Below are 22326 nucleotides of genomic sequence, written 5' to 3'. Positions count from 1 at the left end.
CGCCTGCCTGGACAAAGAGCATGAGCGATAGCGCCCTGAAGGACCGCATCCAGACTGCGGTGAAAGAGGCCATGCGATCGGGAGACCGATCCCGGCTTGGTGTATTGCGCCTGATCACCGCTGCCATGAAGCAGCACGAGGTGGATCAGCGCACCGACCTGACCGATGACGACGTGACCGCGCTGCTGAGCAAGATGGTCAAGCAGCGCCACGAGTCCATCGAGCAGTATCGCGCCGCCAACCGGGACGACCTCGCCAAGAAGGAGGAGTACGAACTCACCGTACTCCAGGAGTTCCTGCCCCAGCCGCTGACCGATGACGAGGTCGGTGAGCTGATCGATCAGGCCATCGCCGAGTCGGGCGCGGAGTCGATCCGCGACATGGGCAAGGTGATGGGGCTGCTGAAACCGCGCCTTCAGGGCCGTGCCGACATGGGCAAGGCCAGCGCGCAGCTCAAGGCACGCCTGAACGGTTGACCGCTCCGGCCGCCCGTCGGGCGACCATGCCTCCCGCGCAGCCGACCCGGTTTCTGACCGGTCTCTGCCGCGGGCATTCCACCGTCATCGAAGCCGACAGCAGGAGCGCCCGCAATGGCCGGGATTCCGGATCAGTTCATCGATGACCTTCTCGCTCGAGTGGACATCGTCGAGCTGATCAGCTCACGCCTGGCCATGAAGAAGGCCGGGGCGAACTACCACGCCCTGTGCCCGTTCCACTCCGAGAAGACCCCGTCCTTCACCGTCAGCCCCACCAAACAGTTCTACCACTGCTTCGGCTGCGGTGCCCACGGCACGGCCATCCGCTTCCTCATGGAATACGACCGGATGAGCTTCCCCGAAGCGGTGGAAACGCTGGCTCGACAGGTGGGCATGGAGCTGCCCCGGGAAGCGCGGACCGCACCCAACCCCGAAGCAACGCCGTTATACGATCTGCTGGACCGGGCCGCCCAGGCCTATCGCAACTGGCTGCGCCGCCATGCGGACAAGGACCGCGCCGTGGAGTACCTCCGTCGCCGCGGCCTGAGCGGCGACGTGGCCGCGCGCTACGGCATCGGCTTTGCACCCGCGGGATGGGACAACCTCCTGCGGGAGCTGGGCAACGAGAGGGAGCTGGTGCGCGCCGGGCTGGCAATCCGCAAAGAGGAAACCGGCAGTGTCTACGATCGGTTCCGCGACCGCATCATGTTCCCGATCCGCGACCGCCGCGGTCGCACGGTGGGCTTTGGCGGCCGCGTCCTGGATCACGGCGAACCCAAGTACCTGAACTCGCCGGAGACGCCGGTTTTCCACAAGGGGCGCGAGCTCTACGGGCTGCACGAGTGCCTCCAGGCGCAGCGCTACCCGGATCACATGCTGGTGGTCGAGGGCTACATGGACGTGGTGGCGCTGGCCCAGCAGGGGCTGCCCAACGCGGTGGCAACCCTGGGCACGGCGACCACCACGGATCAGGTGGAACGGCTGTTCCGCACCACCCGCAACGTGGTGTTCTGTTTCGACGGCGATGAAGCCGGACGCCAGGCGGCGTGGCGTGCTCTGGAGAACACCCTGCCGGCCATGCGGGACGACCGTCAGGCCCGCTTCCTGTTCCTGCCCGAAGGCGAGGACCCCGACTCCCTGGTGCGCCAGCTCGGCGCCGACGGGTTCCGCGCCCAGGTGGAGGATGCGCTGTCCTTGTCACAGTTCCTGCTCAAGGAGCTGGGCCGGGATGCCGATGTACAGACCGTGGATGGGCGTGCACGACTTCTGGAGCGCGCGGCCGCCACGGTTCGGCGCGTTCCGCCCGGCGTCTTCCGCGACCTGCTGATCGACGAAGTGGCCCGGCACGCCCGTGTGGACCGCACCCACATGGAGCGGGCGGTGGCCGGGGACGGCGCAACGCAACCGGCCGCGGAGAGCCGTCGGCCGGCGCGCAGCGCGCAGCCCCAGCGGCGCACATCCATACGCGTGGCCGTAGCGCTATTGCTGCAGCATCCGGAGCTCGCCGCCCGGGGCGGTGAGCCGGAACGGTTCCGCGACCTGCAACAGCCGGGGGCGGCCCTGTTGGGCCAACTCCTTGAATTACTGCAGGAGCAACCGCATCTTACAGCAGGAGCCATACTCGAACGGTTCCGCGATCACGCCCACGAGGAGGCGCTGGCGAAGCTGGCCGCCTGGGACCATCTGGTGCCCGAGGACGGGGTCGAAGCGGAGTTCAGGGGCGCGATGGCGCGCCTCGACGCATTGCTGGACGAGCAACGCCTGCAATACTTGAATCAACAGGCTGAAAGCGGGCGCATGACGGAGGACGAGCAGGCCGAGTGGCTTGATCTCCTGAGACGACGCAAGGGAACAACACTTGACACGGACTGACAAATAGCCAAATGGCAGCTATAATGGCCGGTTCATTTTACGACGGGCCTTACGCCAACCATCCAGGTAGCGAGTGGTATGACCCAGGATCAGCAGTCACAGATTAAACAATTGATCGCCAAAGGCAAAGACCAGGGCTTCCTGACCTATGCCGAAGTGAACGATCACCTCCCCGATGACATCGTCGATCCGGAACAGATCGAGGACATCATCGGCATGATCAACGACATGGGCATTACCGTCCATGAGGTTGCACCCGATTCCGACGAACTACTGCTGAACGATTCCGCGGTCACGACGGACGACGAAGAGGCCGCCGAAGAGGCTGCGGCCGCGCTCGCCGCCGTGGATGCCGAATTCGGCCGCACCACCGACCCGGTGCGCATGTACATGCGCGAAATGGGAACAGTTGAGCTTCTCACCCGCGAAGGCGAGATCAAGCTCGCCAAGCGCATTGAGGAAGGACTCGATCAGGTCGTCAGCGCCCTGGCCGCGTATCCCGAATCGGCCCGTTTCCTGCTCAAGGGCTTCGAGCGTGTCGAGGCCGAGGAGCAGCGTCTCAGTGACATCGTCGCCAACTTCCGCGACGGCGACGAGCCGCAGGAAGCGTCCAGCACCGAGACCACGCTGGAAGACACCAACACGGAGTCCGACGACGACGCTGACGACAACAGCACCGCCGACACCGGTCCCGATCCGGAGGTGGCGCGGGAGCTGTTCAACCGCATCCAGGAGCTCTACGACGAGACCCAGGAGGTGCTGGCCCAGGGCGACGTGGACAGCGCCAAACTGCAGCGTCAGCGCGAGGAAATGGCAGAGCTGTTCCTGCGCATCAAGTTCCCGCCACGCATTCTGGAGGCCATGGTGGACCAGCTCCGCAAGGCCGTGGAGCGTATCCGCCGCCAGGAGCGCGCGGTCATGGAGAACTGCGTGCGCAAGGCCGGCATGCAGCGCAAAGTCTTCCTGAAGTCGTTCCCCGGCCGCGAGACCGACGACCAGTGGCTCGACGAGGTCAAGGCGCGGGACGACGTGGACGGCGACCGCCTCGGGGAGGTGCAGGAGCAGGTCCGCTACGCGCAGGAACAGATGCGCGAGCTGCAGAACCTCTCCGGCCTGGACGTGGGCGAGATCAAGGAGATCAACCGCCGCATGTCCATCGGCGAGGCCAAGGCCCGTCGCGCCAAGAAGGAAATGGTCGAGGCCAACCTGCGCCTGGTGATCTCCATCGCCAAGAAGTACACCAACCGCGGCCTGCAGTTCCTGGACCTCATCCAGGAGGGCAACATCGGCCTGATGAAGGCGGTGGACAAATTCGAGTACCGGCGCGGCTACAAGTTCTCCACCTACGCCACCTGGTGGATCCGGCAGGCGATCACACGCTCCATTGCGGACCAGGCGCGCACCATCCGCATCCCGGTGCACATGATCGAGACCATCAACAAGTTGAACCGCATCTCCCGGCAGATGCTCCAGGAGATGGGCCGCGAGGCCACCCCGGAAGAGCTGGCCGAGCGCATGGAGATGCCCGAGGACAAGGTCCGCAAGGTGCTCAAGATCGCCAAGGAGCCGATCTCCATGGAGACGCCCATCGGCGACGACGAGGACAGCCACCTGGGCGACTTCATTGAGGACATCGGCGTCATGTCGCCGGTGGACTCTGCCACTCGCGAGGGCCTCAAGGAGGCCGTGCGCGGTGTGCTCGGCGGCCTGACGCCTCGCGAGGCCAAGGTGCTGCGCATGCGCTTCGGGATCGACATGAACACCGACCACACCCTCGAGGAAGTGGGCAAGCAATTCGACGTGACCCGCGAGCGCATCCGCCAGATCGAAGCCAAGGCCCTGCGCAAGCTGCGTCATCCGACCCGCTCGGAATCCCTGCGCAGCTTCCTGGACGAGCAGTAACCGTCCACCGGGCTGACGCCCGACGGGGGCCGCGCTATACTGCCGCCCTGCGGTTTTCCGCAGGGCGGTTTTTTGTGCCACAGCGCGGCACCACCGCACCGACCCGCTGCACCAAAGGGCCTGTAGCTCAGTTGGTTAGAGCAGGGGACTCATAATCCCTTGGTCGCTGGTTCGAGTCCAGCCGGGCCCACCACTCCCCCTCCCGCACCCGCATGTCGTCGCGCGGCAACGACTGCCACTGGCGGGACTCCTGTGTTTTCCTGTCGCCGCGCCTCCACGAAGGGGCTCATCAGGACAAGAAAAAGGAGTCTGCCATGCGTAAGACAATCACCGCGCTCACACTCTCGTCCGCCCTGATCGCCGCCGGTGCGGCGCAGGCCCAGACGCCTGGCCAGGGCAACTTCCACCTGTCGATCACCGACCTGTTCAGCGGGCCGCTGTCGTCGGCGAACCCGGGGGTTCAGGGAGGAATCGGCGCCCCGAGCGGCCCTACCTACAACTTCGGCTACTTCGTTACAGACGACATCATGCCGTACGGCTCGCTGATCGTCTCCAGCGGCGACGACACCAACCTGCTGCTGCGCGGCGGTTCGCGGTTCTACATGATCCCGGGCGACACCGGCAGCCTGCGCACCTTCATCGACGGCGAGCTCACCTACTGGTCCAACGGCAACGACGCGCTGGGCCTGGGCTCCCACTTCGGGCTTGAGTACTTCGTCTCCAGCAACTTCAGCGTCTCCGGCCGCGTGGGCGCCGAGTTCGTCAGCCCGGACGAGGGCGACAGCAGCATCACCATCGGCTCTGCGGGCGCCAGCGCCAACTTCTACTTCTGAGCCACAGCCATGCCGACGTCCGGCGGACCACCCATCCGCCGGGCGCCTTTCCCATGGTCGGATCGCCGGTGGCCCTACAGCTGCGACTCGATGGGCAGAAGCCGCGCCGCACCGGCTCCGAAACGCCGCCAGAACCCGGCTTTCGGGTCGCGGGTATAGCGTGTGCCGTCGCCGTCCAGCCACTGGACCCGGCCGCCGTCATCCAGCGTTACCCGGTACGCCAGCGCCGGTTCCACGGACGCGTCGTAGAGCTGCCTCAGTTCGCGGACCAGCGTCGGGTCGGCCACGAAAACCCCCATTTCGGTGTTGATGTTCGCTGAGCGGGGGTCGAGGTTGAACGAGCCGATGAAGACCTCCTCACCGTCCAGCAACTGGGCCTTGCTGTGCAGACTGGCCCGTGACGACCCGAGACCGAGCCCGCTGCCGTATTCCGACTGCACGCTGGACCAGGCGCTGGGGCGCAGTTCGTGCAAAGTGACACCCCCTTCCAGCAGGGCCTGGCGCCGCCGCGCATAGCCGCTGTGGGCAAAGGCTACGTCCGTGGCAGCCAGGGAGTTGGTGAGCACGCTCACATCGACGCCACGATCCACCAGGTCCACCAGCAGCGCCGTGCCCTCGGCTCCGGGGACGAAGTAGGGCGAGATCAGCACCAGCTCGCGCTCCAGCCCGGCGTATCGCGCCAGCAGTACCTCAATGACTCCGGGCTCAAGCGTGTCTTCGCCCAGCCCCTTGGCGGCATCGTCCACGACCAGCTCGGCGTCGCTCGTCCAGGTGTAGCCGTCCTCATCCTGCAGCGCCCGCAGGCGCTCGCCCCGTTCGCCCTGGGCGAGGCCGAGCAGAGGGTGGTCCTCTCGGTGAGTATCCATCCAGTCGTCGAGAAGCGTGCGGTGCGCCTCCAGCACCGCCGCCTCCTTCTCCACCCGCCGGATCTGCTGCACCGGGATGGCCGCCGGAGAGTTCCAGTAGCACACAAAGGCGTGATCCGCCTCCAGGGCGAGACGCCCTGCCATGGCCACGTCCAGGTCCGAGAAGTTGTAGGTCTCGCCAGCATCGAAGTATTCGTCACCGATGTTACGGCCACCGATGATGGCCAGTTGGCCGTCGGCAATCCACGCCTTGTTGTGCATGCGGTGGTTGAGATGACTGCCGCGGAAGACGAACTCCACGCCCGCACGGAGAACGCCCCAGCGAGACCGAAAGGGGTTGAAGACACGGACGGAGACGTTGGGGTGGCTGTCGAGAATGGCAAGGGAGCGGTCATCGCCACGGACGTCCATGTCATCCAGCAGCATGGAGACGTCAACGCCCCGGTCGGCTGCAGCCAGAAGCTCTGCAATCAGGGCACGGCCGGCGGCATCGTCCTGCCAGATGTAGTACTGGACATGCAGGCGTTCCTCCGCCGCACGGGCGGCGCTGAGACGCCATTCGTACGCCTCGCCGCCGAAGGCGAGCAGACGGAATCCGGTGGCACCCTCACGCGCTTCCGGCACTGAATCCAGCCACGCTCCCAGGGACGCCGAGTCCGCCGCGGGTTCCGGCGACATCCTCGGAGTTTCCGGCTCCTGGCGGATGGGCGCGCACGCCGCCAGCAGCAGCGCTGCCAGCGCCACCAGCACACCGGTGCCGCGACGCCCGCGCTCTGACCCCTGCTCCGGAACACCCCGCGCCATGTGGCAGCTCTAGAAACCGACCCGTACTTCCAGCGCCTGGATGTCGTAGCCGTCGTTGGGTGAGTAGAGCCCGGCGTTGGATGTGTGCTGGATGCGGTAACCGACGCTGACCTGATCTGCGACCCGCAGCCGGACGGCGGCGTGGGAGGTGAACTGCCAGTTCCCGCCGAACTCGCGCCCGCCCAGACGGCGCTCCGAGATGTAGGTCGGCCCGGTGCCGACACCGATACTCAAGGGCTGAGTCGGATGGGTGAGCCAGCCACCGACGCCGACGCCGCTGCTGTACATGGAATCGCCACTGACGCTGACCCGCGCTGCATTGAACTCGGTGTAACCGGCCACGTGCCAGCGGCTGCGGTCCCCGAACCGCGGCGCCAGCGCCGCCGGGCGCCAGTAGATCTCCTGGTAGTTGTAGTCTTGGCCGCCAGTGCCCGCCCCGGCGCGCACGCCGATCTCGCCGGCGGACCACGCGGAGCCGGGCACGAGCAACAGCAGAGCGGCAAGGGCCGCGCCCGCCACTGGGAGGGCCGGCATGGGGGGTCTGAATGGATGCATCAATCGTCCCTGTCAGAGTTGGTGGCGACCGCCCCGCCCTGGACTGTCTCCAGTCGTTTGACGCGGCGGAACAGATCGTCCAGCTGAGTGAAGCGCACCGTGTTGCGCCGCCACTGCCGCACCGGCTGCGCCGGTAGCGGCGAGGCGTAGGCGCCGGACTCGCGGATGGGCCCGGTCACGCCGGTCATGCCCATGAGCGTCACGCCGTCGGCGATGTCGATATGACCGGTGATGGCCGTCGAGCCGCCGATCATGCAGTCGCGGCCGATGGTGGTGCTGCCGGCCACCACCGTGTTGCCGGCGATGATGGTGCGCTCGCCGATACGCACGTTGTGGGCGATGTGCACCTGATTATCCAGCTTAACCCCATCGGCGATTACGGTGTCGTCGATTGCACCGCGGTCGATGGTGACATTGGCCCCCAGATCCACATCGTCGCCGATGATGACCCGGCCGAGCTGGGGCACCTTGTGCCACCCTTCCGCACCCGGGCCGCGCGCGAACCCGAAGCCGTCGGAGCCGACCACCACCCCCGGATGCAGCACGGCACGACGACCGAGTATACAGCGCTCGCCCACAGTGACCCGGCCGAGCAGACGACTGCCGTCGCCGATGTGCGCACCGGCACCCACGTGGCAGCCCGGCCCCACCACGACGCCACGGCCGAGGGAGGCGCCAGTGTCGACCACGGTGTGCGGGCCAACGGACACGCCCTGACCCAGCGCCGCGTCCTCTGCCACCACCGCGGTGGGGTGAACGCCGGCGTCCGGCACCGGCCGCGGATGCAGCCGCTCGGCGATACGCGCGTAAGCGAGGTAGGGGTCGGCGACCACCAGCGCCGTGGTGGGGCAGGCATCCAGATGCTCGCGGCGCAGTAGCACGGCGCCGGCATCGGTGCGCCGGAGATGGTCCAGGTAGCGCGGCGCACCGCAGAAGCCGATGGCGTGCCCATCCGCGCCCGCCAGGGTTGCGACCCGGTGGATCGGCGTGCTGCCATCGCCAACCACTTCGGCGGCAACCAGTGCTGCCAGCTCGTTGACGGTAACCCGCTGATTCATGGGGTACTCCTGGACCATGTCCGTTGACGATGCCGCCGACGAAGCCCTGCTACCGACCACACCGGTCCTCGAGCGGGGCCCTGGCCCCGCATCGCCTTGAAGATAGCTCACGTCGACGCTCCCGGCCGGATCAGGCCGTCGGTGCTCACCGGCCATCCACCTCCTGGGCGTCGAGCACATGGGCGGCGCTGCCGTCCCAGCCACCACCCATGGCCTTGAACAGGGTCGCAGTGGCGCTCAGACGGTCACGGATGGCTTCCACCTCGGTGAGCTCGGCATCCAGCAGGGCCCGCTCGGCGTCGAGCAGCTCGAACAGGCCGGTCAGCCCTTCCTGGTACTGCAGCTCGGCCATGTCGCGGGTGTCCTCGATGGCGTCGAGCTGGCGGTTCACAGCACTGATGCGGTTGCTGCTGGTGTCGTAGACGATCAGGGCGTCGCGCACCTCCCGGAAGGCGGTGGTCACGGTGATGTTGTACCGGATCTCCGCCTGCTCCCGCAGGGACTCCGCCGTGTCCACCTGCGCGCGACCGCGCCCGAAGTCGTACAGCGGCCCTCCCACGGAAGCACCGAGCCCCCAGGTTTCGGCGGGGCCGGTGAACAGATCGCCGGTGGCCGTGGCGGCAGTGCCAATCAGGGCCGACAGGCTTACCCGTGGCAGCCGGTTCGCCTCGGCCACGCCGATCTCGGCGGTGGACGCCATCAGCCCCGCCTCCGCGGCACGGATGTCCGGGCGACGGCGCAGGATGTCGGCAGGGGTATCTTCGGGCATGGCGTCCGGCAGCTCCAGCTCGCGCAGACGGCCGTCGCCGAAGTCCAGCTCCCCGAGCAGTTCGCCCGGCTCCGCTCCCACCAGCACGGCGAGCGCACTCTCCAGGGTCATCACCTGTTCCCGCAGCGGTGGCAGGCTGGCGCGGGTGGTCTCCAGCTCCGAGCGGGCCTGGCGTACGGCCAGAGCGTCGGCACTGCCCTCCTCGTAGCGGGCCTCCTCGATGTCCAGGGAGCGCTGCCGGGAACGCGCCGTCTCCTCGGTCAGGGCGAGCTGCTCCTGGGCGGCCCGCAGATTGATGTAGGTCGTGACCACGTCGGTGGCCACGTTCAGGCGCACCGCGTCGCGACTGAACGCCGACTCCAGCAGCATGCCCTCGGCGGCGTCCCGCTGACTGGCGAGCCGACCCCAGAGGTCGAGCTCGTAGCCGAGCATGCCCGATACCGAGAACAGATTGCCGGTGCCGGCCGCGCCCGGCAGCGGCATGGTGGTCTCGGGCTGGCGTTCCCGCGAGGCTTCCGCCTGGGCATCCACCGTCGGCATGCGCTCGGCGTCGGCCAGGCCGAGGCGGGCATGGGCCTCAATCACTCGCTCGGCCTGCAGGCGCACGTCCAGGTTGTCGTCAAGGGCGCGCTCCACCAGGGCATCCAGCGTCGGGTCGTCGAAGTGCGTCCACCACGCCTGCCAGTCGGCATCCTCTGCGGTATCGAACAGCTCGTGCTCCGGCCATTCATCGGGCAGATCGACCTCCGTCTGCTCGTACTCGGGGCCCACCGCGCATCCCGCGATCAGGACGATGGCCGCGGCCAGGCTCAGTAGCTTACGCATGGGCTTCCTCCTTGCGACGCTCGCGCCGTTCCTTCTGCCGTGTGGCCAGATCCTCCAGCAGTTTGTAGAACAGCGGCACGAACAGCAGCGCCAGGCTGCTGGCTGCGATCATGCCGCCCACCACCACGGTGCCGATCTCCTGGCGGCTCACGGCCCCGGCGCCAGTGGCGAACACCAGCGGCAACGTGCCGATGATGAAGGTCAACGCCGTCATCATGATGGCGCGGAAGCGCTGCCGGGCGGCGGCCAGCGCCGCGTCCAGCGACGACATCCCCTGGCTGCGGTTCTGCGCCGCGAACTCGACGATGAGAATGGCGTTCTTGGCCGCGAGCCCGATCAGCACCAGAAGACCCACCTGGAAGTAGATGTCGTTGGGGAAGCCCCGCAGGACGGAGGCCAGCGCCGCGCCGAAGACGGCAAAGGGCACGGCTGTGGCGACGGCGATGGGGAGCGTGAGCCGCTCGTACTGCGCGACCAGAATCAGGAACACCATCACCAGACCGAGAGCGAAGGCGATGCCACCCGCCGCCTCGGCCGCCTCCAGCTGATAGGCTTCGCCGGTCCACCCGAGCGTCGCGTTGGCCGCGAGCATCTCCCGCTCCAGTTCCTGCAGGGTCGCCAGCGCGTCACCGGTGGTGTAGCCGGGCGCCGGATCGGCCATGATCTTCGCGGCCGGATAGATGTTGAAGCGGTCGATGATGTCCGTGCCACGGGTCCGCTCCATGGTCACCAGCGAACTCACCGGCAGCAGGTCGCCGCTGTCGCTGCGCACGAACACCCGGCGCAGATCGTCCGGGTGGCTGCGGTACTCGCTCTGGGCCTGCATGTTCACCTGCCAGTTGCGGCCTTGCAGGGTGAAGTCGTTCACGTAGTCGGCCCCGAACGTGCTCTGCAGGGCGCCGAACACCGCGTCGATGGGCACGCCGGCCGCCCGCGCCTTCTCCCGGTCGACGTCTGCGTGGTAGCGAGGAATGTCCGTGTCCAGAGTGACATTGGCATTGGTCACCTCCGGACGCTCGTTGGCAGCGGCCACCAGCGCATCGGCCATGGCCCGGATCTCCTCCGGAGACTCGCCGCCCCGCGCCTGGAGGTAGCCCTCGACACCCCCCGTAAGCGACAACCCCTGGATAGGCGGCGGCACAAAGGCCATGATGTTGCCCTCTTCCATCTGCGCACCCATGCCCATGAAGCGGCTGGCAAGGCTCTGGGCATCCTGGCCCTCGCCGGTGCGCTCGCTCCAGTCCGAGAGGGTCACGAAGGCAGCACCGGCGTTGGGCCGCAGCGAGCCGGCAAGGATGTCCCAGCCCGCGAAGCTCACCACCTCGTCCACCTCGTCCATGGCAACGAGCTGGTCGGTGAACGCATCCCGGAAGGCCTCAGTACGGCCCATGGCCGAGGCCGGCGGCAGGGACGGAGCGGCCAGCACGAAGCCCTGGTCCTCCTGGGGCACCAGGCCGTCGGCCATCTGGCTGAGCAGATAGACCGAGCCGCCCACCACCGCCAGGAACACCGCCACGCCCGCCACGGCGTGGCGCAGGAAAAAGTGCACCACCCGGACGAAGCCGTTGGTCAGGCGATCGAAACCGGCGTTGAACCAGCGCAGGGGCGCCACCGGCTCCTTCAGCGGCTTCTCCAGAAGAATCGCGCACATGGCCGGCGTGAGCGTCAGGGCAACGATCGCCGAGATCACCACGGATACGGCAATGGTAATGGCGAACTGCTGGTAGAGTTCGCCGCTCAGCCCGCCCAGGAAGGCCACCGGCGCAAACACGGCCACCAGCACCAGAGTGGAGGCCACCACCGCGCCGGAGACCTGTTTCATGGTCTCGACCGACGCCTCGTAGGCCGACAGGGCCTTCTCCTTGATGAGCCGCTCGACGTTCTCCATGACAATGATGGCGTTATCCACTACCACGCCGATGGCGAGGATGAGCCCGAACAGGGTGAGCAGGTTCACCGAGAAGCCCAGCGCCTGCATGCCGGCAAAGGTGCCGATCAGTGACACCGGGATCGCCGTGAGCGGGATCAGGGTGCTGCGTAGGTGCTGCAGGAACAGGAATGTCACCGCCACCACGAGCAGCAGGGCCAGCCCCAGGGTGATCAGCACTTCCTGGATCGAGGACTCGATGAAATCCGTGGTGTCATAGGGGATCCGGTACTCCAGGCCTTCCGGGAACCGCCCCTCCACCTCTTCAAGCACGCTGCGTACGCGCTCCGCCGTCTCCATGGCGTTGGCCCCGGGCTCCAGGTAGACACCGATGGGGACCGTGGGCTGGCTGTTGTAGGTGGCGGAGAAGGCGTAGCGCTGGGCACCCAGCTCCACGTCGGCGACCTGCCCCAGGCGCAGGGTCTGGCCATCGGCGCCGCTGCGCAGGATGACGTTCTCGAAGTCCTCGGGGTCGCTGAGCCGGCCCGGCGTGCTCACGCTGAAGGTGAACGCCTGCTCTTCGCCCGCGGGCTGATCACCCAGGCGTCCCGCCGCAAACTGGGCGTTCTGCTCACGCAGCGGCGCCGCGATATCCGCGGGTGTCAGGTCGTACTGGGCCATGCGCTCGGGCTCGAGCCACACGCGCATGGAGTAGTCCTGGGCGCCGAACAGCGACGCATCGCCGACGCCGGGCAGCCGCACCAGCTCGTCGATGACATTGAGCAGGGCGTAGTTGCTGATGGCCACGTCGTCCATGCTGCCGTCTTCGGAGAACAGCGCCAGCACCTGCAGGATGTCGGTGGAGCGGGCCTCCACCTGCACGCCCTGTTGCTGGACCTCCTGGGGCAGCCGCGCCATGGCGCGCTGAACGCGGTTGTTGACGTTGATGGCCGCCTGGTCCGAGTCGGTCCCCATCTCGAACGACACCGTAATACGCACGCTGCCGGCGTCGTTGCTGCTGGACTCCATGAAGATCATGTTGTCGACGCCGTTGATCTCCTGCTCCAGCGGCGCCGCCACCGCATCAGCGATGACTTCGGCGCTGGCGCCCGGGAACTGGGCATCCACCACGATCTCCGGCGGCGCCACGTCCGGGTACTGCTCCACGGCGAGCGTGGCCAGTGCCGCACCGCCCATGATGAGGATGATGATGGAGATCACCGAGGCGAACAGTGGCCGGTCGATGAAGAAACGGAACATCAGGTGTCCTCCTCATCGGAGACGTCCACCGGAGCCCCGTCGGCCACGGACGCGTGGCCGTTGATGATGACCCGGTCGCCATCGTCGAGGCCATCGACAACCACCTGATCGCCATCGACCACCGGCCCCAGTTTCACGCGGCGCACGCTGGCGTGGCCGTCGCCGTCGACCACGTAGAGCTGTGGCCCGTCGGCGCTCTCGCTGATCACGGTCTCCGGGACGCGGTAGACGTCCTCCAGGGTGTCGAGGACCACCGTAATGCGCACGAACTGCCCCGGCACGATGGCGCGCTCGGGATTGTCGAACACCGCGCGGGCGGACACCGAGCCGGTCCCGTGGTCGATGGTGCTGGCGGTGAAATCGATCTCCCCGGTGCGCTCGTAGTCGCTGCCGTCCGGCAGGCGCAGGGAGGCTTCGTGCCGGAAGTCATGGTCCTGACCGTCAGCAGCACGGGCCCGGCGCGCCGTGCGCTGAACCGCGGCGTCGTCCTCCGGGAGGGCGAAGCGCACGTGGACCGGGTCGTGCTGGACGATGGTGGTCAGCAGCGTGCCCGGATCCAGCAGACTGCCCTCGGGATACGCCTCCAGGCTGGTGACGCCGGAGACCGGTGCCTCCACCGTGGAGTAATCCAGCTGCAGCCGCGCCTGGGTGACCAGGGCCTCCGCCACCGACACCGCCGCCCGCGCCAGGGTCACCGCCGACCTCGCCGAGTCGCGCTCGCGCTCGCTGATGGCGTCGCGCTCGAAGAGCCGCTCGATCCGGCGCCACTCGCGTTCGGCCTCCTCCAGATCGGCCCGCGCCGATTCCCGCTGGGCCTCCGCCTCCTCCAGTCGCGCCTGGAATGGCTTCGGGTCGATGCGAAACAGGGCGCCACCCTGCTCCACCATCTGCCCTTCCTCGTAAAGACGCTCCTCAAGGACGCCCTCGACCCGCGCGCGCACTTCCACCTGGCGCGCCCCGTGGGCCCGACCGGCGTAATCCTGCTCCACATCCACGGACGTGGCCGAGACCGCCGCCACGGTGACCGGCGGAGGTGGCTCATCGGGCTGGCCGGATTCCTCCGCATCTCCGGAGCAGGCAGCCAGCAGCAAGGCGGCGAAAACGGAAGCGGTTGCGGCGACAATGCGTCGCCTCTGTTCTGGCAGTCGGAAGGTGGCCATCACCGGCGTCTCCAGTTGAGATCGTTTTGACTGTCGTGTCGGTACAAGCCTGCCGGGGTCAGTCAGTGCGCTGCCCCGGCACAAGCATGCCGTTAAAGATGATGTCGAGAATCATGTCCGCCCGCTCGGCGAGAGGGTCCGTAGCCCCCGCGAGGCAGTGAGCGATGACAGTGCCGTACATGGCGTCGGAGAAGACCCGCCCGGCCTCCGCGGAGTCGATCGACCGCATGCGCCCCTGCGCCTTGAGCTGATCCAGCAGCACGTCCCAGTCCGGCCGGTCGCGCTCCCAGTGCACGAAGTACACCGGTTTGCCCCGATCCCGGAATTCGGCACGCTCCTGGATGAACAGCTCGATGACCTCCGGGTGGTCATCGAAGAACTGCAGGTAGGCGCGGGTGGCGACACGGATCTTCTCCAGCGGGTCGTGCATGCCTTCTATCGCGCTAGTCGCACGAGTGCTGATGGTTTCGACAGCGCGCTCGACACAGGCAAGGAAAAGCTCGTCCTTGGATGCGAACAGGCGGTATATGGTGCCCTTACCCACGCCGATGGCGTCGGCGATATCCTGAACGTCCGTGCACCGATACCCGTGTTCGGCAAAGTGGGGGCCGGCGGCACCGAGGATCTGCTCGCGCCGTTCGTCGGCGGAGAGTCGAGTGCGCTTCTTCGTGTCCTGCTGATTGTTCGGTGCCATGAATGGAGTGCCCTGTTCCCTCCAGCGCGAAGCGGAAAGCTATGACCTCGAGTGTGCTTGGGGTCAAGCCGCCGGAAGTGTGTTTCGACCCATTGCGGACGGACGCGTCAGTCCGCATATTGGCGGCCAACCGCATGGGGGGTCAACCCAGGCAACGTCGCTGCCGGGAAGACCTTGCACATGGGCGCTACGCTCCCTGAGCGCCAAGGAACACTTGCATCCCGGCTGGCGGGCGCCCCATTCTCTTCGCCATGATTCCGCTCGCCGCCATCGAGGACGCACTCCCCGCCATGGACCTGACACTGGCCACCCCGGCCCTGCTGTTCCCGGCCATTTCACTGCTGCTGCTGGCCTACACCAACCGGTTTCTGGCCCTGGCGGCACTGATCCGCGACCTGCAGTCGCGCTACCAGGACACCCACGAGGAAACCGTCTACCGGCAGATCGAGAACCTGCAGCGGCGGGTGATCCTGATCCGCAACATGCAGGTGCTGGGTGTTTCAAGCCTGTTCATCTGCGTGCTGTGCATGCTGCTGCTGATGGCGGGCTGGAGCGTGATTGCCACGGCGCTATTCGTGGTCAGCCTGCTGCTGATGATGCTCTCCCTGGCGCTATCCATGCGCGAGATCCAGATTTCCGTGGAGGCGCTCAACATCCAGCTCGGCGACATCGCCCATGACCGCTCGGGCGCCCGACCGCAGCCGCAGGATGACAACGACACACCACCGCCCGCACCCTGATGGCCGCCAGCCCGGACGAGTTCGGGTACACTGCGGGCCGGACGGTTGGCATGACCGGGCACGCTCGCCCGCCGCGACACGGAACACGTACATGATTGTTGATCCCTGGGTCATCTGGATACTCGTTGCTGCCGCCCTGTTGCTTGTGGACCTGCTCATCGTGGGCGGCACCGACGGGCTGCGTCTGACCTTCACGGTGATGGCCGTGGCGGGCGCCGTCGCCGCCTGGGTCGTGCCGGACAGCGTGCCGGCACAGTTCGGCGTGGCCGCAGTCACCGGGGTACTCGCGCTGCCGCTGCTGCTGTGGCTGTTCCGCCGGTCGACCCGGGGCGAGGCGGGCGCGGGCCATGACGACCCGCGGGTGCAGGAGCGCGTGTTGTCGGTGGAGATGCGCGACAGCACCGCCGGAGTCGTGTTTCTCGGCGACTTCTTCCCGGCGCGGCGGGCCGACGGGGGTCATCTGCACCCGGGCGACCGTGTGCGCATCCGCCGTTTCGAAGGCATCACCGCCGTGGTCGAGCCGGAACACCCCGACCCGCAACACTAATCTGCCGGCGTTGTCTGACGCCGGGCCAGTTCAAACGAAGAGGCTGATTGTCATGGATATCCCGGTTTCCGGAATCATTGCGCTGATCGCGCTCGCCCTGGTGGTGGTGCTCCTGGTCCAGGGGCTGGTCATGGTGCACCAGCGCCGCACCATGGTCATCGAGCGTCTGGGCAAGTTCCACCGAGTGCTGGAGCCGGGCCTGCGGTTCATCATTCCGTTCATTGATCAGCCCCGCGCCATCAGCATCCTGCGCTTCAAGGGGGACGAGCCGTTCGTGACCCAGGAGCGGCTCATCGACATGCGCGAGATCGTGCTGGATTTCCCGGCACAGTCGGTGATCACCAAGGACAACGTCAACACCCAGGTGGACGGCGTGCTGTACTACCAGATCCTGGATCCGCAGGCATCGGTGTACGGCACCGAGAACCTGGTGCTGGCCATCCAGACCCTGGCGCAGACCTCCCTGCGCTCGGAGATCGGCACCATGGAGCTGGACAAGATCTTCGAGTCCCGCCAGGACATCAACGACCGCCTGCGGGCCACCATGGACGAAGCCGGCGACAAATGGGGTGTCAAGGTGAACCGGGTGGAGATCCGCGACATCTCGGTGCCCAACGAGATCCGCGAGGCCATGAACCAGCAGATGGTTGCCGAGCGGAACCGGCGCGCCAAGGTGCGCGAAGCCGAAGGGTACAGGGAGTCGGAGATCCTCCAGGCTGAGGGCGACAAGCAGGCCGCCATCCTGCAGGCCCAGGGCGAGCGCGACGCCGCCATCGCCAACGCGGAAGGAGACAAGCAGGCGGCGGTGCTGGTGGCCGAAGGTGAGGCGGAGGCCATCCGCAAGATCGTCGACTCCATGGGCGGCCAGGCCAGCGCTCAACAGGCGGTGCAGTATCTAGTGGCGCAGAAGTACATCGAGATGCTGCCGGACATGGCGAAGAACGGCGACCGCGTGTTCATTCCTGCGGAAACCAGCTCGCTGATGGGCTCGGTGGGCGGCATTCAGGAGCTGCTGCGCTCGGTTCCGGGCGCTGGACGCTAGCGGCCGCCAGGGAGGCCTGCACAGGTGATGGACTGGCTGTTCGGCAATCCGGTGCTGATGTGGTGGATGGCCGCCGGCTCGCTGATGATGCTGGTGGCCGGGCTGGTACTGGTTCCCGTGATCGTCGTGCGGTTGCCGCGCCGGTACTTCGCCCACCGACGAAGGCGTGAGCGCATGCTGGCACCGCGGCATCCGCTGGTCCGCTACAGCGTACTGCTCATCAAGAACGTGGTCGGGGCGGTTTTGGTGGTTGCCGGCCTGTTGATGCTGGTGCTGCCAGGCCAGGGGGTGCTGACGATCCTGGTCGGGCTAAGCCTGCTCAACTTCCCCGGGAAGTACCGGCTGGAGCGGTGGATCGTCAGCCGGCCGGCGGTGTTCCAGTCCATGAACTGGTTGCGCCGCCGTTACGGGCGCAGGCCGCTGGTGCTGTAAGTCGGTTTGGTGGACCTGAAGGTCCACCCTACGCCTGAGGCGACGGCCGGGGAGAACCGATCCCGGGTGCGGTGGACCTGAAGGTCCACCCTACGCGGGCTCGCGGCTACACGGTTCCCATGGCACCCGCAGGGTGAACCTTCACGTCTCGTAGGGTGGACCTTCAGGTCCACCAGCCAAAGACTCGGCCTTCCGGTACCCAGCCGCGGTCGATCTGCCTAGAGCTTTGTATCCAGCGGCTTGAGCCGGCGCTCGATCGACTCCCTTTGCGGTTCCAGGAACGGCGGCAGGGCCAGGCTCTCGCCCATGGCTTCCTTCGGCTCATCAGTGGCGAACCCGGGGCCATCGGAGGCCAGCTCGAACAGGATACCGTTGGGCTCCCGGAAATACAGGCTGCGGAAATAGTACCGATCCACCGGCCCGCTGTTGGGCAGCCGGATGGCCGCCAGATGCTGCGCCCAGTCGTCGTAGTCGGCATCATCCACCCGGAACGCGACATGGTGAACACCACCGGCGCCGGGCTGTGCCTGGGGCCGGTCCGGCTCCACCGCCACGTGCAGCTCCGCCCCCGCGCCCCCGGGCCCCATACTGTAGACCAACACGTTCGCCCCGTCGTGTTCGTAGGAGCGAGCGTGGGTCATGCCCATGACCTGAGTGAGGAGCGCGTCGGTGGGCTCGTGGTGGCGGATGCTGATGGTGATCGGCCCGAGGCCCCGGATCTGGTGTTCCATGGGCACGGGGCTGCGCTCCCACGGGTGTGCCTCGCCGGCACCACCGTCATCCACCAGCGCCAGGCGCTGCCCTTCGTGATCCTCGAAATCCAGCGTCAGCCGGCCGTCACGCTCGGCGACCGGCCCGTGGGTCACGCCAAGTGATTGGAACCGATCCTGCCACCACCGCAACGTCTCTTCTCCCGCAACCCGGAAGGCGGTGCGCACGATACTCTGACTGCCCCGCTGCTCCGGCGGTGCCGGAAAATCGAAGAAGGTGATGTCGGTACCGGGCGAGCCTTCGGCGTCGGCATAGAACAGATGATAGGCCTCGGTCTGGTCCTGGTTCACGGTCTTTTTCACGAGCCGCAGCCCCAGGGTACGGGTGTAGAAAGCATAGTTCCCGGGCGCGTCGGCGCTCACGGCGGTGAGGTGATGAATGCCCTTGAGCTGCATGGTGAACGAACCTCCAGAACCATTGCGTTACGCGGCGTGTCATACTCTGCACAAGTCTGGTAAAGGATACCATGAGCCCCATGACAGATCGCCGCGACCACCCTGCCGCCACCATGGAGCAGGCGTGCTCCACGCCCGCCATCCCGGCGCGGGAGCGGGCGCTGCTCCAGGCGTTTGGCTCGCGCACCGGCATACACCGGTTGCTGCCACGGCTCAGCCCGCTCCTGCTGGCTCTCACCATTGGCATCTGGCTGCTGGCGCCACCGAACGCCATCCACACGGTCACGCCCTGGGTGGGAGCCGCCGCGCTGATCGGCGCCGGTGTCTATCTGGCACGGATTGTTCTGGTGACCGGCCGGGTGACGCTGGATCAGGCCATCCGCAACGCGGCGCTGACACCAGCCACGGTGATCCGCATCCGGCGGGGCGTTCTCCAGGCCATGGCCATGGCGGGCGGCACGATTGCCCTCGGTGTCGCCTTTCTCGTGACAAGCCTGCACCTGCTGCAGGGCGGCGCACCTGCCAGCTACGCCGCACTCCTGTGGGGCCTGTGCCTGGGCGGCTTTCTGCTGTCTCTATTCATCGGCGAACTGGTCATGCGCCTGGCCGACACCATCGAGATCCGGGACAAGGCACCCGACAGGCAGTAACCGGTATTCTCGGCCACACTGAACGTACGTACAATTCACACCGACCCGCGTGGCGCGTACGTTGACCCGAAGGAGGCCAGGGGCGCGCCCGAACACAACAACGACAGAGGGGCGCTGCATGGGCGATCAGGTACAGCCCAAATTTCCTTCCGGCGTGGCGGAACGGATTCTGGACCATACCTCGGAAGCCGTGCTGGTGGCCGATGCGAACCGCGAGATCTGCTGGGTGAATCAGGCCTTCACGGAGATCACCGGCTACGCCTTCGACGAGGTCCACGGCCGGCAGCCAACGATGTTCCGCAGTGGCCACCACGACGACGCCTTCTACCAGGCCATCTACGACAGGCTGATGACCACAGGCTCCTGGTGTGGCGAGATCTGGCGGCGTCGCAAGGATGGCGAGGTTTTCCCGGCGCTGCTCACGGTCACGCGGGTACTCGGCGCGACGCCCGACGATACGTTCTTCGTGGATTTCTTCACCGATATGGCCGCCTACAAGCGCCACGAGCGCCGGGTCGAGTTCCTGGTGCACCACGACGTGCTCACGGAACTGCCGAATCGCTTCCTGCTCATGGACCGCCTGGCCGGGGCGCTGGCGCGCACGCGACGCCGGGGAAGCGCCCTTGCGGTGCTGTTCATCGACATCGACAATTTCAAGAGCCTGAACGATCGCCACGGTCACGCCGTGGGTGACGCCATGCTGCGTGCCGCTGCCAACCGGTTCCTGCGGTGTGTGCGCGAGGGGGATACCGTGTGCCGGCTGGGGGGCGACGAGTTCGTGATCCTGCTGGAAGATCTGGCCTCACCTCAGGACGCGGCCATCATCGGCGAGTCCATTCGCGCCGCGTTCCACGGACCCGTTCGCCACAATGGCATGGAACTGGAGATGACGATCAGCATCGGAATCAGTCATTATCCGGGTGACGACATAGAGGCAGACGCGTTGATCGACCGAGCGGATGCGTCCATGTACCGCGCCAAACGCGCGGGCAGGAACCGGGTCGACCCGCTCCTCGCGCGACAATACAACCGATAGCAACCCAGCAGAGGGCCGCAAGCGCCATGACGGACACGGTGAAATACCTGCTCGACGAAACGCATATCCCCCGCCATTGGTACAACATCAACGCGGACCTGCCCGAGCCCATGGCGCCGGTCCTGCACCCGGCCACCCACGAGCCGGTCACGGCCGATGACCTGCTGCCGCTGTTCCCGCGCGGGGTGATCGAGCAAGAGATGAGCACCGAGCGCGAGATCGACATCCCGGAGCCGGTCCGCGCCGCCTACCGGCAGTGGCGACCGGCCCCGCTGTACCGGGCACGCCGCCTGGAGCAGGCCCTGGGCACGCCGGCGCGCATCTACTACAAGTACGAAGGGGTCAGCCCCACGGGCAGTCACAAGCCCAACACGGCGGTGGCCCAGGCGTTCTACAACCACCAGGAAGGCGTGAAACGCATCACCACGGAGACCGGGGCCGGTCAGTGGGGCTCGTCCCTGGCGCTGGCGGGCGCCATGTTCGGCCTGGAGATCGCCGTCTACATGGTCAAGGTGAGCTTTCAGCAGAAACCATACCGGCGAGCATTCATGGAAAGCTTCGGGGCCGAGTGCATCGCCAGCCCCAGCGACACCACCCAAGCCGGCCGGGCGATTCTCGCCGAGCACCCGGACAGCACCGGCAGCCTGGGCATCGCCATCAGCGAGGCGGTGGAGATGGCCGTGCAGCGCGATGACACGCGCTACGCCCTGGGCAGCGTGCTCAACCACGTCCTCCTGCACCAGACCGTCACCGGCATCGAGGCGCGGGAGCAAATGGCCATGGCCGACGACGAGCCCGACATGGTCATCGGCTGCACCGGCGGTGGCAGCAACTTTGCCGGACTGGTGTTCCCGTTCCTGGGCGATCAGCTGCGCGGCGGCAAGTCGATGGAGTTCATCGCGGTGGAGCCGGCCGCCTGCCCGACCCTCACGAAGGGCCGCTTCGCCTACGATTTCGGCGACACGGCACACCTCACGCCTCTGACCAAGATGCACACCCTGGGCTCCGGCTTCGTGCCCTCCGGCTTCCACGCCGGCGGGCTGCGCTACCACGGCATGGCGCCGCAGATCAGCCACCTGGCCGACCTCGGCCTGATCAAGCCGCGGGCCTACGAACAGCTGGAGTGCTTCGCCGCCGGCCTGGAGTTCGCCCGTGCGGAAGGCATCATCCCCGCCCCGGAAGCCAACCACGCTGTCAAGGCGGCGCTGGACGAGGCGCGCAAGTGCCGGGAGACGGGCGAGAGCAAGGCGATCCTGTTCAACCTGTGCGGCCACGGCAACTTCGACATGCAGGCGTACACCGACTATCTCGCCGGCAAGCTGCACGACCAGGAGTATGCCGAATCCGAGGCGGCCATGGCCCTGGCCGGCCTACCATCCGTTTGAACCACGCCACGGCACCCTGCACCGGTTGCATGCGCCGACGGAGGTATTGAATGTCTGAACTTCTGTTGATCGGTGCGGCGATCGGTGTCGTGGCGCTGGTGGTGTGGCTGCGGCGCCGCCGTGGCGCTGTCGACCCCGGGAACGACCGGCTCACCCGCGCCTGCTCCGGCGACCAGGCCCAGGCGCAGCGGCTGGAGGATCTGGAGCACTCCCAATCACCGGAGCCGCTGAGCCGGCAAGAGGCGCGAGCGCGCGCCCTGGAGCGGCTCATTGACGACCGGTCCACGTAACGGGGAAGGCCGCCCGTCATCAAACGGTCATGTAACAGAAACGTAACATTCATCTACTTGTAACCTACCCGCCTTTCGGGCACGCTTCCCCCGGCTC

General features: G+C 67.0%; 20 protein-coding genes and 1 tRNA gene. 13 read left to right on the top strand and 8 right to left on the bottom strand.

The window, feature by feature from the left end:
- The first annotated feature begins 20 nt into the window (after positions 1-20).
- From ACNSTU_RS09245 to ACNSTU_RS09225, 5 genes are all read left to right on the top strand, one after another.
- Positions 21-476, top strand: a complete 456-nt coding sequence (locus ACNSTU_RS09245; protein WP_418212279.1) for a GatB/YqeY domain-containing protein — start codon at positions 21-23, stop codon at positions 474-476.
- Positions 477-590: 114 nt separating this feature from the next.
- On the top strand, positions 591-2348 hold the full coding sequence (gene dnaG, locus ACNSTU_RS09240) for a DNA primase (RefSeq protein WP_290632390.1): 1758 nt from the start codon (positions 591-593) through the stop codon (positions 2346-2348).
- A 78-nt stretch (positions 2349-2426) separates the two neighbouring features.
- Entirely contained in the window at positions 2427-4250 is a 1824-nt protein-coding gene (rpoD, locus tag ACNSTU_RS09235) for an RNA polymerase sigma factor RpoD (protein ID WP_418212278.1), read from the top strand.
- Positions 4251-4366: 116 nt separating this feature from the next.
- Positions 4367-4443: transfer RNA gene (locus ACNSTU_RS09230), tRNA-Ile, on the top strand.
- A 121-nt stretch (positions 4444-4564) separates the two neighbouring features.
- On the top strand, positions 4565-5083 hold the full coding sequence (locus ACNSTU_RS09225) for a hypothetical protein (protein ID WP_290631881.1): 519 nt from the start codon (positions 4565-4567) through the stop codon (positions 5081-5083).
- A gap of 74 nt (positions 5084-5157) precedes the next feature.
- Here ACNSTU_RS09225 and ACNSTU_RS09220 read toward each other — a convergent pair whose 3' ends face one another.
- The 7 genes from ACNSTU_RS09220 to ACNSTU_RS09190 all read right to left on the bottom strand — a co-directional run bounded on the left by ACNSTU_RS09220 (position 5158) and on the right by ACNSTU_RS09190 (position 14941).
- On the bottom strand, positions 5158-6753 hold the full coding sequence (locus tag ACNSTU_RS09220; RefSeq protein WP_418212277.1) for a phospholipase D family protein: 1596 nt from the start codon (positions 6751-6753) through the stop codon (positions 5158-5160).
- 9 nt (positions 6754-6762) lie between these two features.
- Positions 6763-7287: an acyloxyacyl hydrolase gene (locus ACNSTU_RS09215; RefSeq protein ID WP_290631885.1), complete on the bottom strand. Its 525-nt coding sequence runs from the start codon at positions 7285-7287 to the stop codon at positions 6763-6765.
- 20 nt (positions 7288-7307) lie between these two features.
- Positions 7308-8366, bottom strand: coding sequence for a UDP-3-O-(3-hydroxymyristoyl)glucosamine N-acyltransferase (lpxD, locus tag ACNSTU_RS09210; protein ID WP_418212276.1), 1059 nt, complete (start codon positions 8364-8366; stop codon positions 7308-7310).
- A 145-nt stretch (positions 8367-8511) separates the two neighbouring features.
- Positions 8512-9960, bottom strand: a complete 1449-nt coding sequence (locus tag ACNSTU_RS09205) for an efflux transporter outer membrane subunit (protein WP_418212275.1) — start codon at positions 9958-9960, stop codon at positions 8512-8514.
- Positions 9953-13087, bottom strand: coding sequence for an efflux RND transporter permease subunit (locus ACNSTU_RS09200; protein ID WP_418212274.1), 3135 nt, complete (start codon positions 13085-13087; stop codon positions 9953-9955). Before ACNSTU_RS09200 ends, ACNSTU_RS09205 begins: the two co-directional genes overlap by 8 nt.
- Positions 13087-14247, bottom strand: a complete 1161-nt coding sequence (locus ACNSTU_RS09195; RefSeq protein WP_418212273.1) for an efflux RND transporter periplasmic adaptor subunit — start codon at positions 14245-14247, stop codon at positions 13087-13089. The genes ACNSTU_RS09200 and ACNSTU_RS09195 overlap by 1 nt, the downstream gene beginning before the upstream one ends.
- 58 nt (positions 14248-14305) lie before the next feature.
- Positions 14306-14941, bottom strand: coding sequence for a TetR/AcrR family transcriptional regulator (locus tag ACNSTU_RS09190; protein ID WP_290631030.1), 636 nt, complete (start codon positions 14939-14941; stop codon positions 14306-14308).
- A 251-nt stretch (positions 14942-15192) separates the two neighbouring features.
- Between ACNSTU_RS09190 and ACNSTU_RS09185 the strand changes: the two genes are divergently transcribed.
- The 4 genes from ACNSTU_RS09185 to ACNSTU_RS09170 all read left to right on the top strand — a co-directional run bounded on the left by ACNSTU_RS09185 (position 15193) and on the right by ACNSTU_RS09170 (position 17702).
- Positions 15193-15681, top strand: coding sequence for a DUF2721 domain-containing protein (locus ACNSTU_RS09185; protein WP_290631028.1), 489 nt, complete (start codon positions 15193-15195; stop codon positions 15679-15681).
- A 91-nt stretch (positions 15682-15772) separates the two neighbouring features.
- Positions 15773-16228, top strand: coding sequence for an NfeD family protein (locus tag ACNSTU_RS09180; protein ID WP_290631026.1), 456 nt, complete (start codon positions 15773-15775; stop codon positions 16226-16228).
- 52 nt (positions 16229-16280) lie between these two features.
- Complete coding sequence (locus ACNSTU_RS09175) at positions 16281-17270, top strand: SPFH domain-containing protein (protein ID WP_290631024.1); 990 nt, start codon at positions 16281-16283, stop codon at positions 17268-17270.
- Between the two features lie 27 nt (positions 17271-17297).
- Positions 17298-17702 (top strand): PGPGW domain-containing protein, encoded by a 405-nt coding sequence (locus ACNSTU_RS09170; protein WP_290631038.1) that lies wholly within the window; start codon positions 17298-17300, stop codon positions 17700-17702.
- Positions 17703-17920: 218 nt separating this feature from the next.
- Here ACNSTU_RS09170 and ACNSTU_RS09165 read toward each other — a convergent pair whose 3' ends face one another.
- On the bottom strand, positions 17921-18868 hold the full coding sequence (locus ACNSTU_RS09165; RefSeq protein WP_290631022.1) for a ring-cleaving dioxygenase: 948 nt from the start codon (positions 18866-18868) through the stop codon (positions 17921-17923).
- Between the two features lie 80 nt (positions 18869-18948).
- Between ACNSTU_RS09165 and ACNSTU_RS09160 the strand changes: the two genes are divergently transcribed.
- The 4 genes from ACNSTU_RS09160 to ACNSTU_RS09145 all read left to right on the top strand — a co-directional run bounded on the left by ACNSTU_RS09160 (position 18949) and on the right by ACNSTU_RS09145 (position 22229).
- On the top strand, positions 18949-19518 hold the full coding sequence (locus ACNSTU_RS09160; RefSeq protein ID WP_290631020.1) for a hypothetical protein: 570 nt from the start codon (positions 18949-18951) through the stop codon (positions 19516-19518).
- Between the two features lie 118 nt (positions 19519-19636).
- A complete protein-coding gene (locus ACNSTU_RS09155; RefSeq protein ID WP_418212272.1) occupies positions 19637-20554 on the top strand; it encodes a diguanylate cyclase domain-containing protein in 918 nt (305 codons plus the stop codon).
- Between the two features lie 26 nt (positions 20555-20580).
- Positions 20581-21939 carry a TrpB-like pyridoxal phosphate-dependent enzyme gene (locus tag ACNSTU_RS09150; protein WP_290631016.1) on the top strand — a complete coding sequence of 453 codons (1359 nt, stop codon included), beginning with the start codon at positions 20581-20583 and terminating at the stop codon, positions 21937-21939.
- A gap of 50 nt (positions 21940-21989) precedes the next feature.
- On the top strand, positions 21990-22229 hold the full coding sequence (locus tag ACNSTU_RS09145) for a hypothetical protein (RefSeq protein WP_290637517.1): 240 nt from the start codon (positions 21990-21992) through the stop codon (positions 22227-22229).
- The last annotated feature ends 97 nt before the right edge of the window (positions 22230-22326 follow it).

This window comes from Aquisalimonas sp. APHAB1-3, from assembly GCF_048323695.1.
Lineage (GTDB): Bacteria > Pseudomonadota > Gammaproteobacteria > Nitrococcales > Aquisalimonadaceae > Aquisalimonas.
This window is presented reverse-complemented; position numbering and strand designations above follow the sequence as displayed.

Coding starts and splice junctions, on each gene's coding strand:
- ACNSTU_RS09165 (WP_290631022.1), bottom strand. CDS start 18,868: ATGCAGCTCAAGGGCATTCATCACCTCACCGCCGTGAGCGCCGACGCG.
- ACNSTU_RS09190 (WP_290631030.1), bottom strand. CDS start 14,941: ATGGCACCGAACAATCAGCAGGACACGAAGAAGCGCACTCGACTCTCC.
- ACNSTU_RS09220 (WP_418212277.1), bottom strand. CDS start 6,753: ATGGCGCGGGGTGTTCCGGAGCAGGGGTCAGAGCGCGGGCGTCGCGGC.
- lpxD (WP_418212276.1), bottom strand. CDS start 8,366: ATGAATCAGCGGGTTACCGTCAACGAGCTGGCAGCACTGGTTGCCGCC.
- ACNSTU_RS09150 (WP_290631016.1), top strand. CDS start 20,581: ATGACGGACACGGTGAAATACCTGCTCGACGAAACGCATATCCCCCGC.
- ACNSTU_RS09200 (WP_418212274.1), bottom strand. CDS start 13,087: ATGTTCCGTTTCTTCATCGACCGGCCACTGTTCGCCTCGGTGATCTCC.
- ACNSTU_RS09155 (WP_418212272.1), top strand. CDS start 19,637: ATGGGCGATCAGGTACAGCCCAAATTTCCTTCCGGCGTGGCGGAACGG.
- ACNSTU_RS09160 (WP_290631020.1), top strand. CDS start 18,949: ATGACAGATCGCCGCGACCACCCTGCCGCCACCATGGAGCAGGCGTGC.
- ACNSTU_RS09245 (WP_418212279.1), top strand. CDS start 21: ATGAGCGATAGCGCCCTGAAGGACCGCATCCAGACTGCGGTGAAAGAG.
- ACNSTU_RS09195 (WP_418212273.1), bottom strand. CDS start 14,247: ATGGCCACCTTCCGACTGCCAGAACAGAGGCGACGCATTGTCGCCGCA.
- dnaG (WP_290632390.1), top strand. CDS start 591: ATGGCCGGGATTCCGGATCAGTTCATCGATGACCTTCTCGCTCGAGTG.
- rpoD (WP_418212278.1), top strand. CDS start 2,427: ATGACCCAGGATCAGCAGTCACAGATTAAACAATTGATCGCCAAAGGC.
- ACNSTU_RS09170 (WP_290631038.1), top strand. CDS start 17,298: ATGGACTGGCTGTTCGGCAATCCGGTGCTGATGTGGTGGATGGCCGCC.
- ACNSTU_RS09180 (WP_290631026.1), top strand. CDS start 15,773: ATGATTGTTGATCCCTGGGTCATCTGGATACTCGTTGCTGCCGCCCTG.
- ACNSTU_RS09215 (WP_290631885.1), bottom strand. CDS start 7,287: ATGCCGGCCCTCCCAGTGGCGGGCGCGGCCCTTGCCGCTCTGCTGTTG.
- ACNSTU_RS09175 (WP_290631024.1), top strand. CDS start 16,281: ATGGATATCCCGGTTTCCGGAATCATTGCGCTGATCGCGCTCGCCCTG.
- ACNSTU_RS09145 (WP_290637517.1), top strand. CDS start 21,990: ATGTCTGAACTTCTGTTGATCGGTGCGGCGATCGGTGTCGTGGCGCTG.
- ACNSTU_RS09185 (WP_290631028.1), top strand. CDS start 15,193: ATGATTCCGCTCGCCGCCATCGAGGACGCACTCCCCGCCATGGACCTG.
- ACNSTU_RS09225 (WP_290631881.1), top strand. CDS start 4,565: ATGCGTAAGACAATCACCGCGCTCACACTCTCGTCCGCCCTGATCGCC.
- ACNSTU_RS09205 (WP_418212275.1), bottom strand. CDS start 9,960: ATGCGTAAGCTACTGAGCCTGGCCGCGGCCATCGTCCTGATCGCGGGA.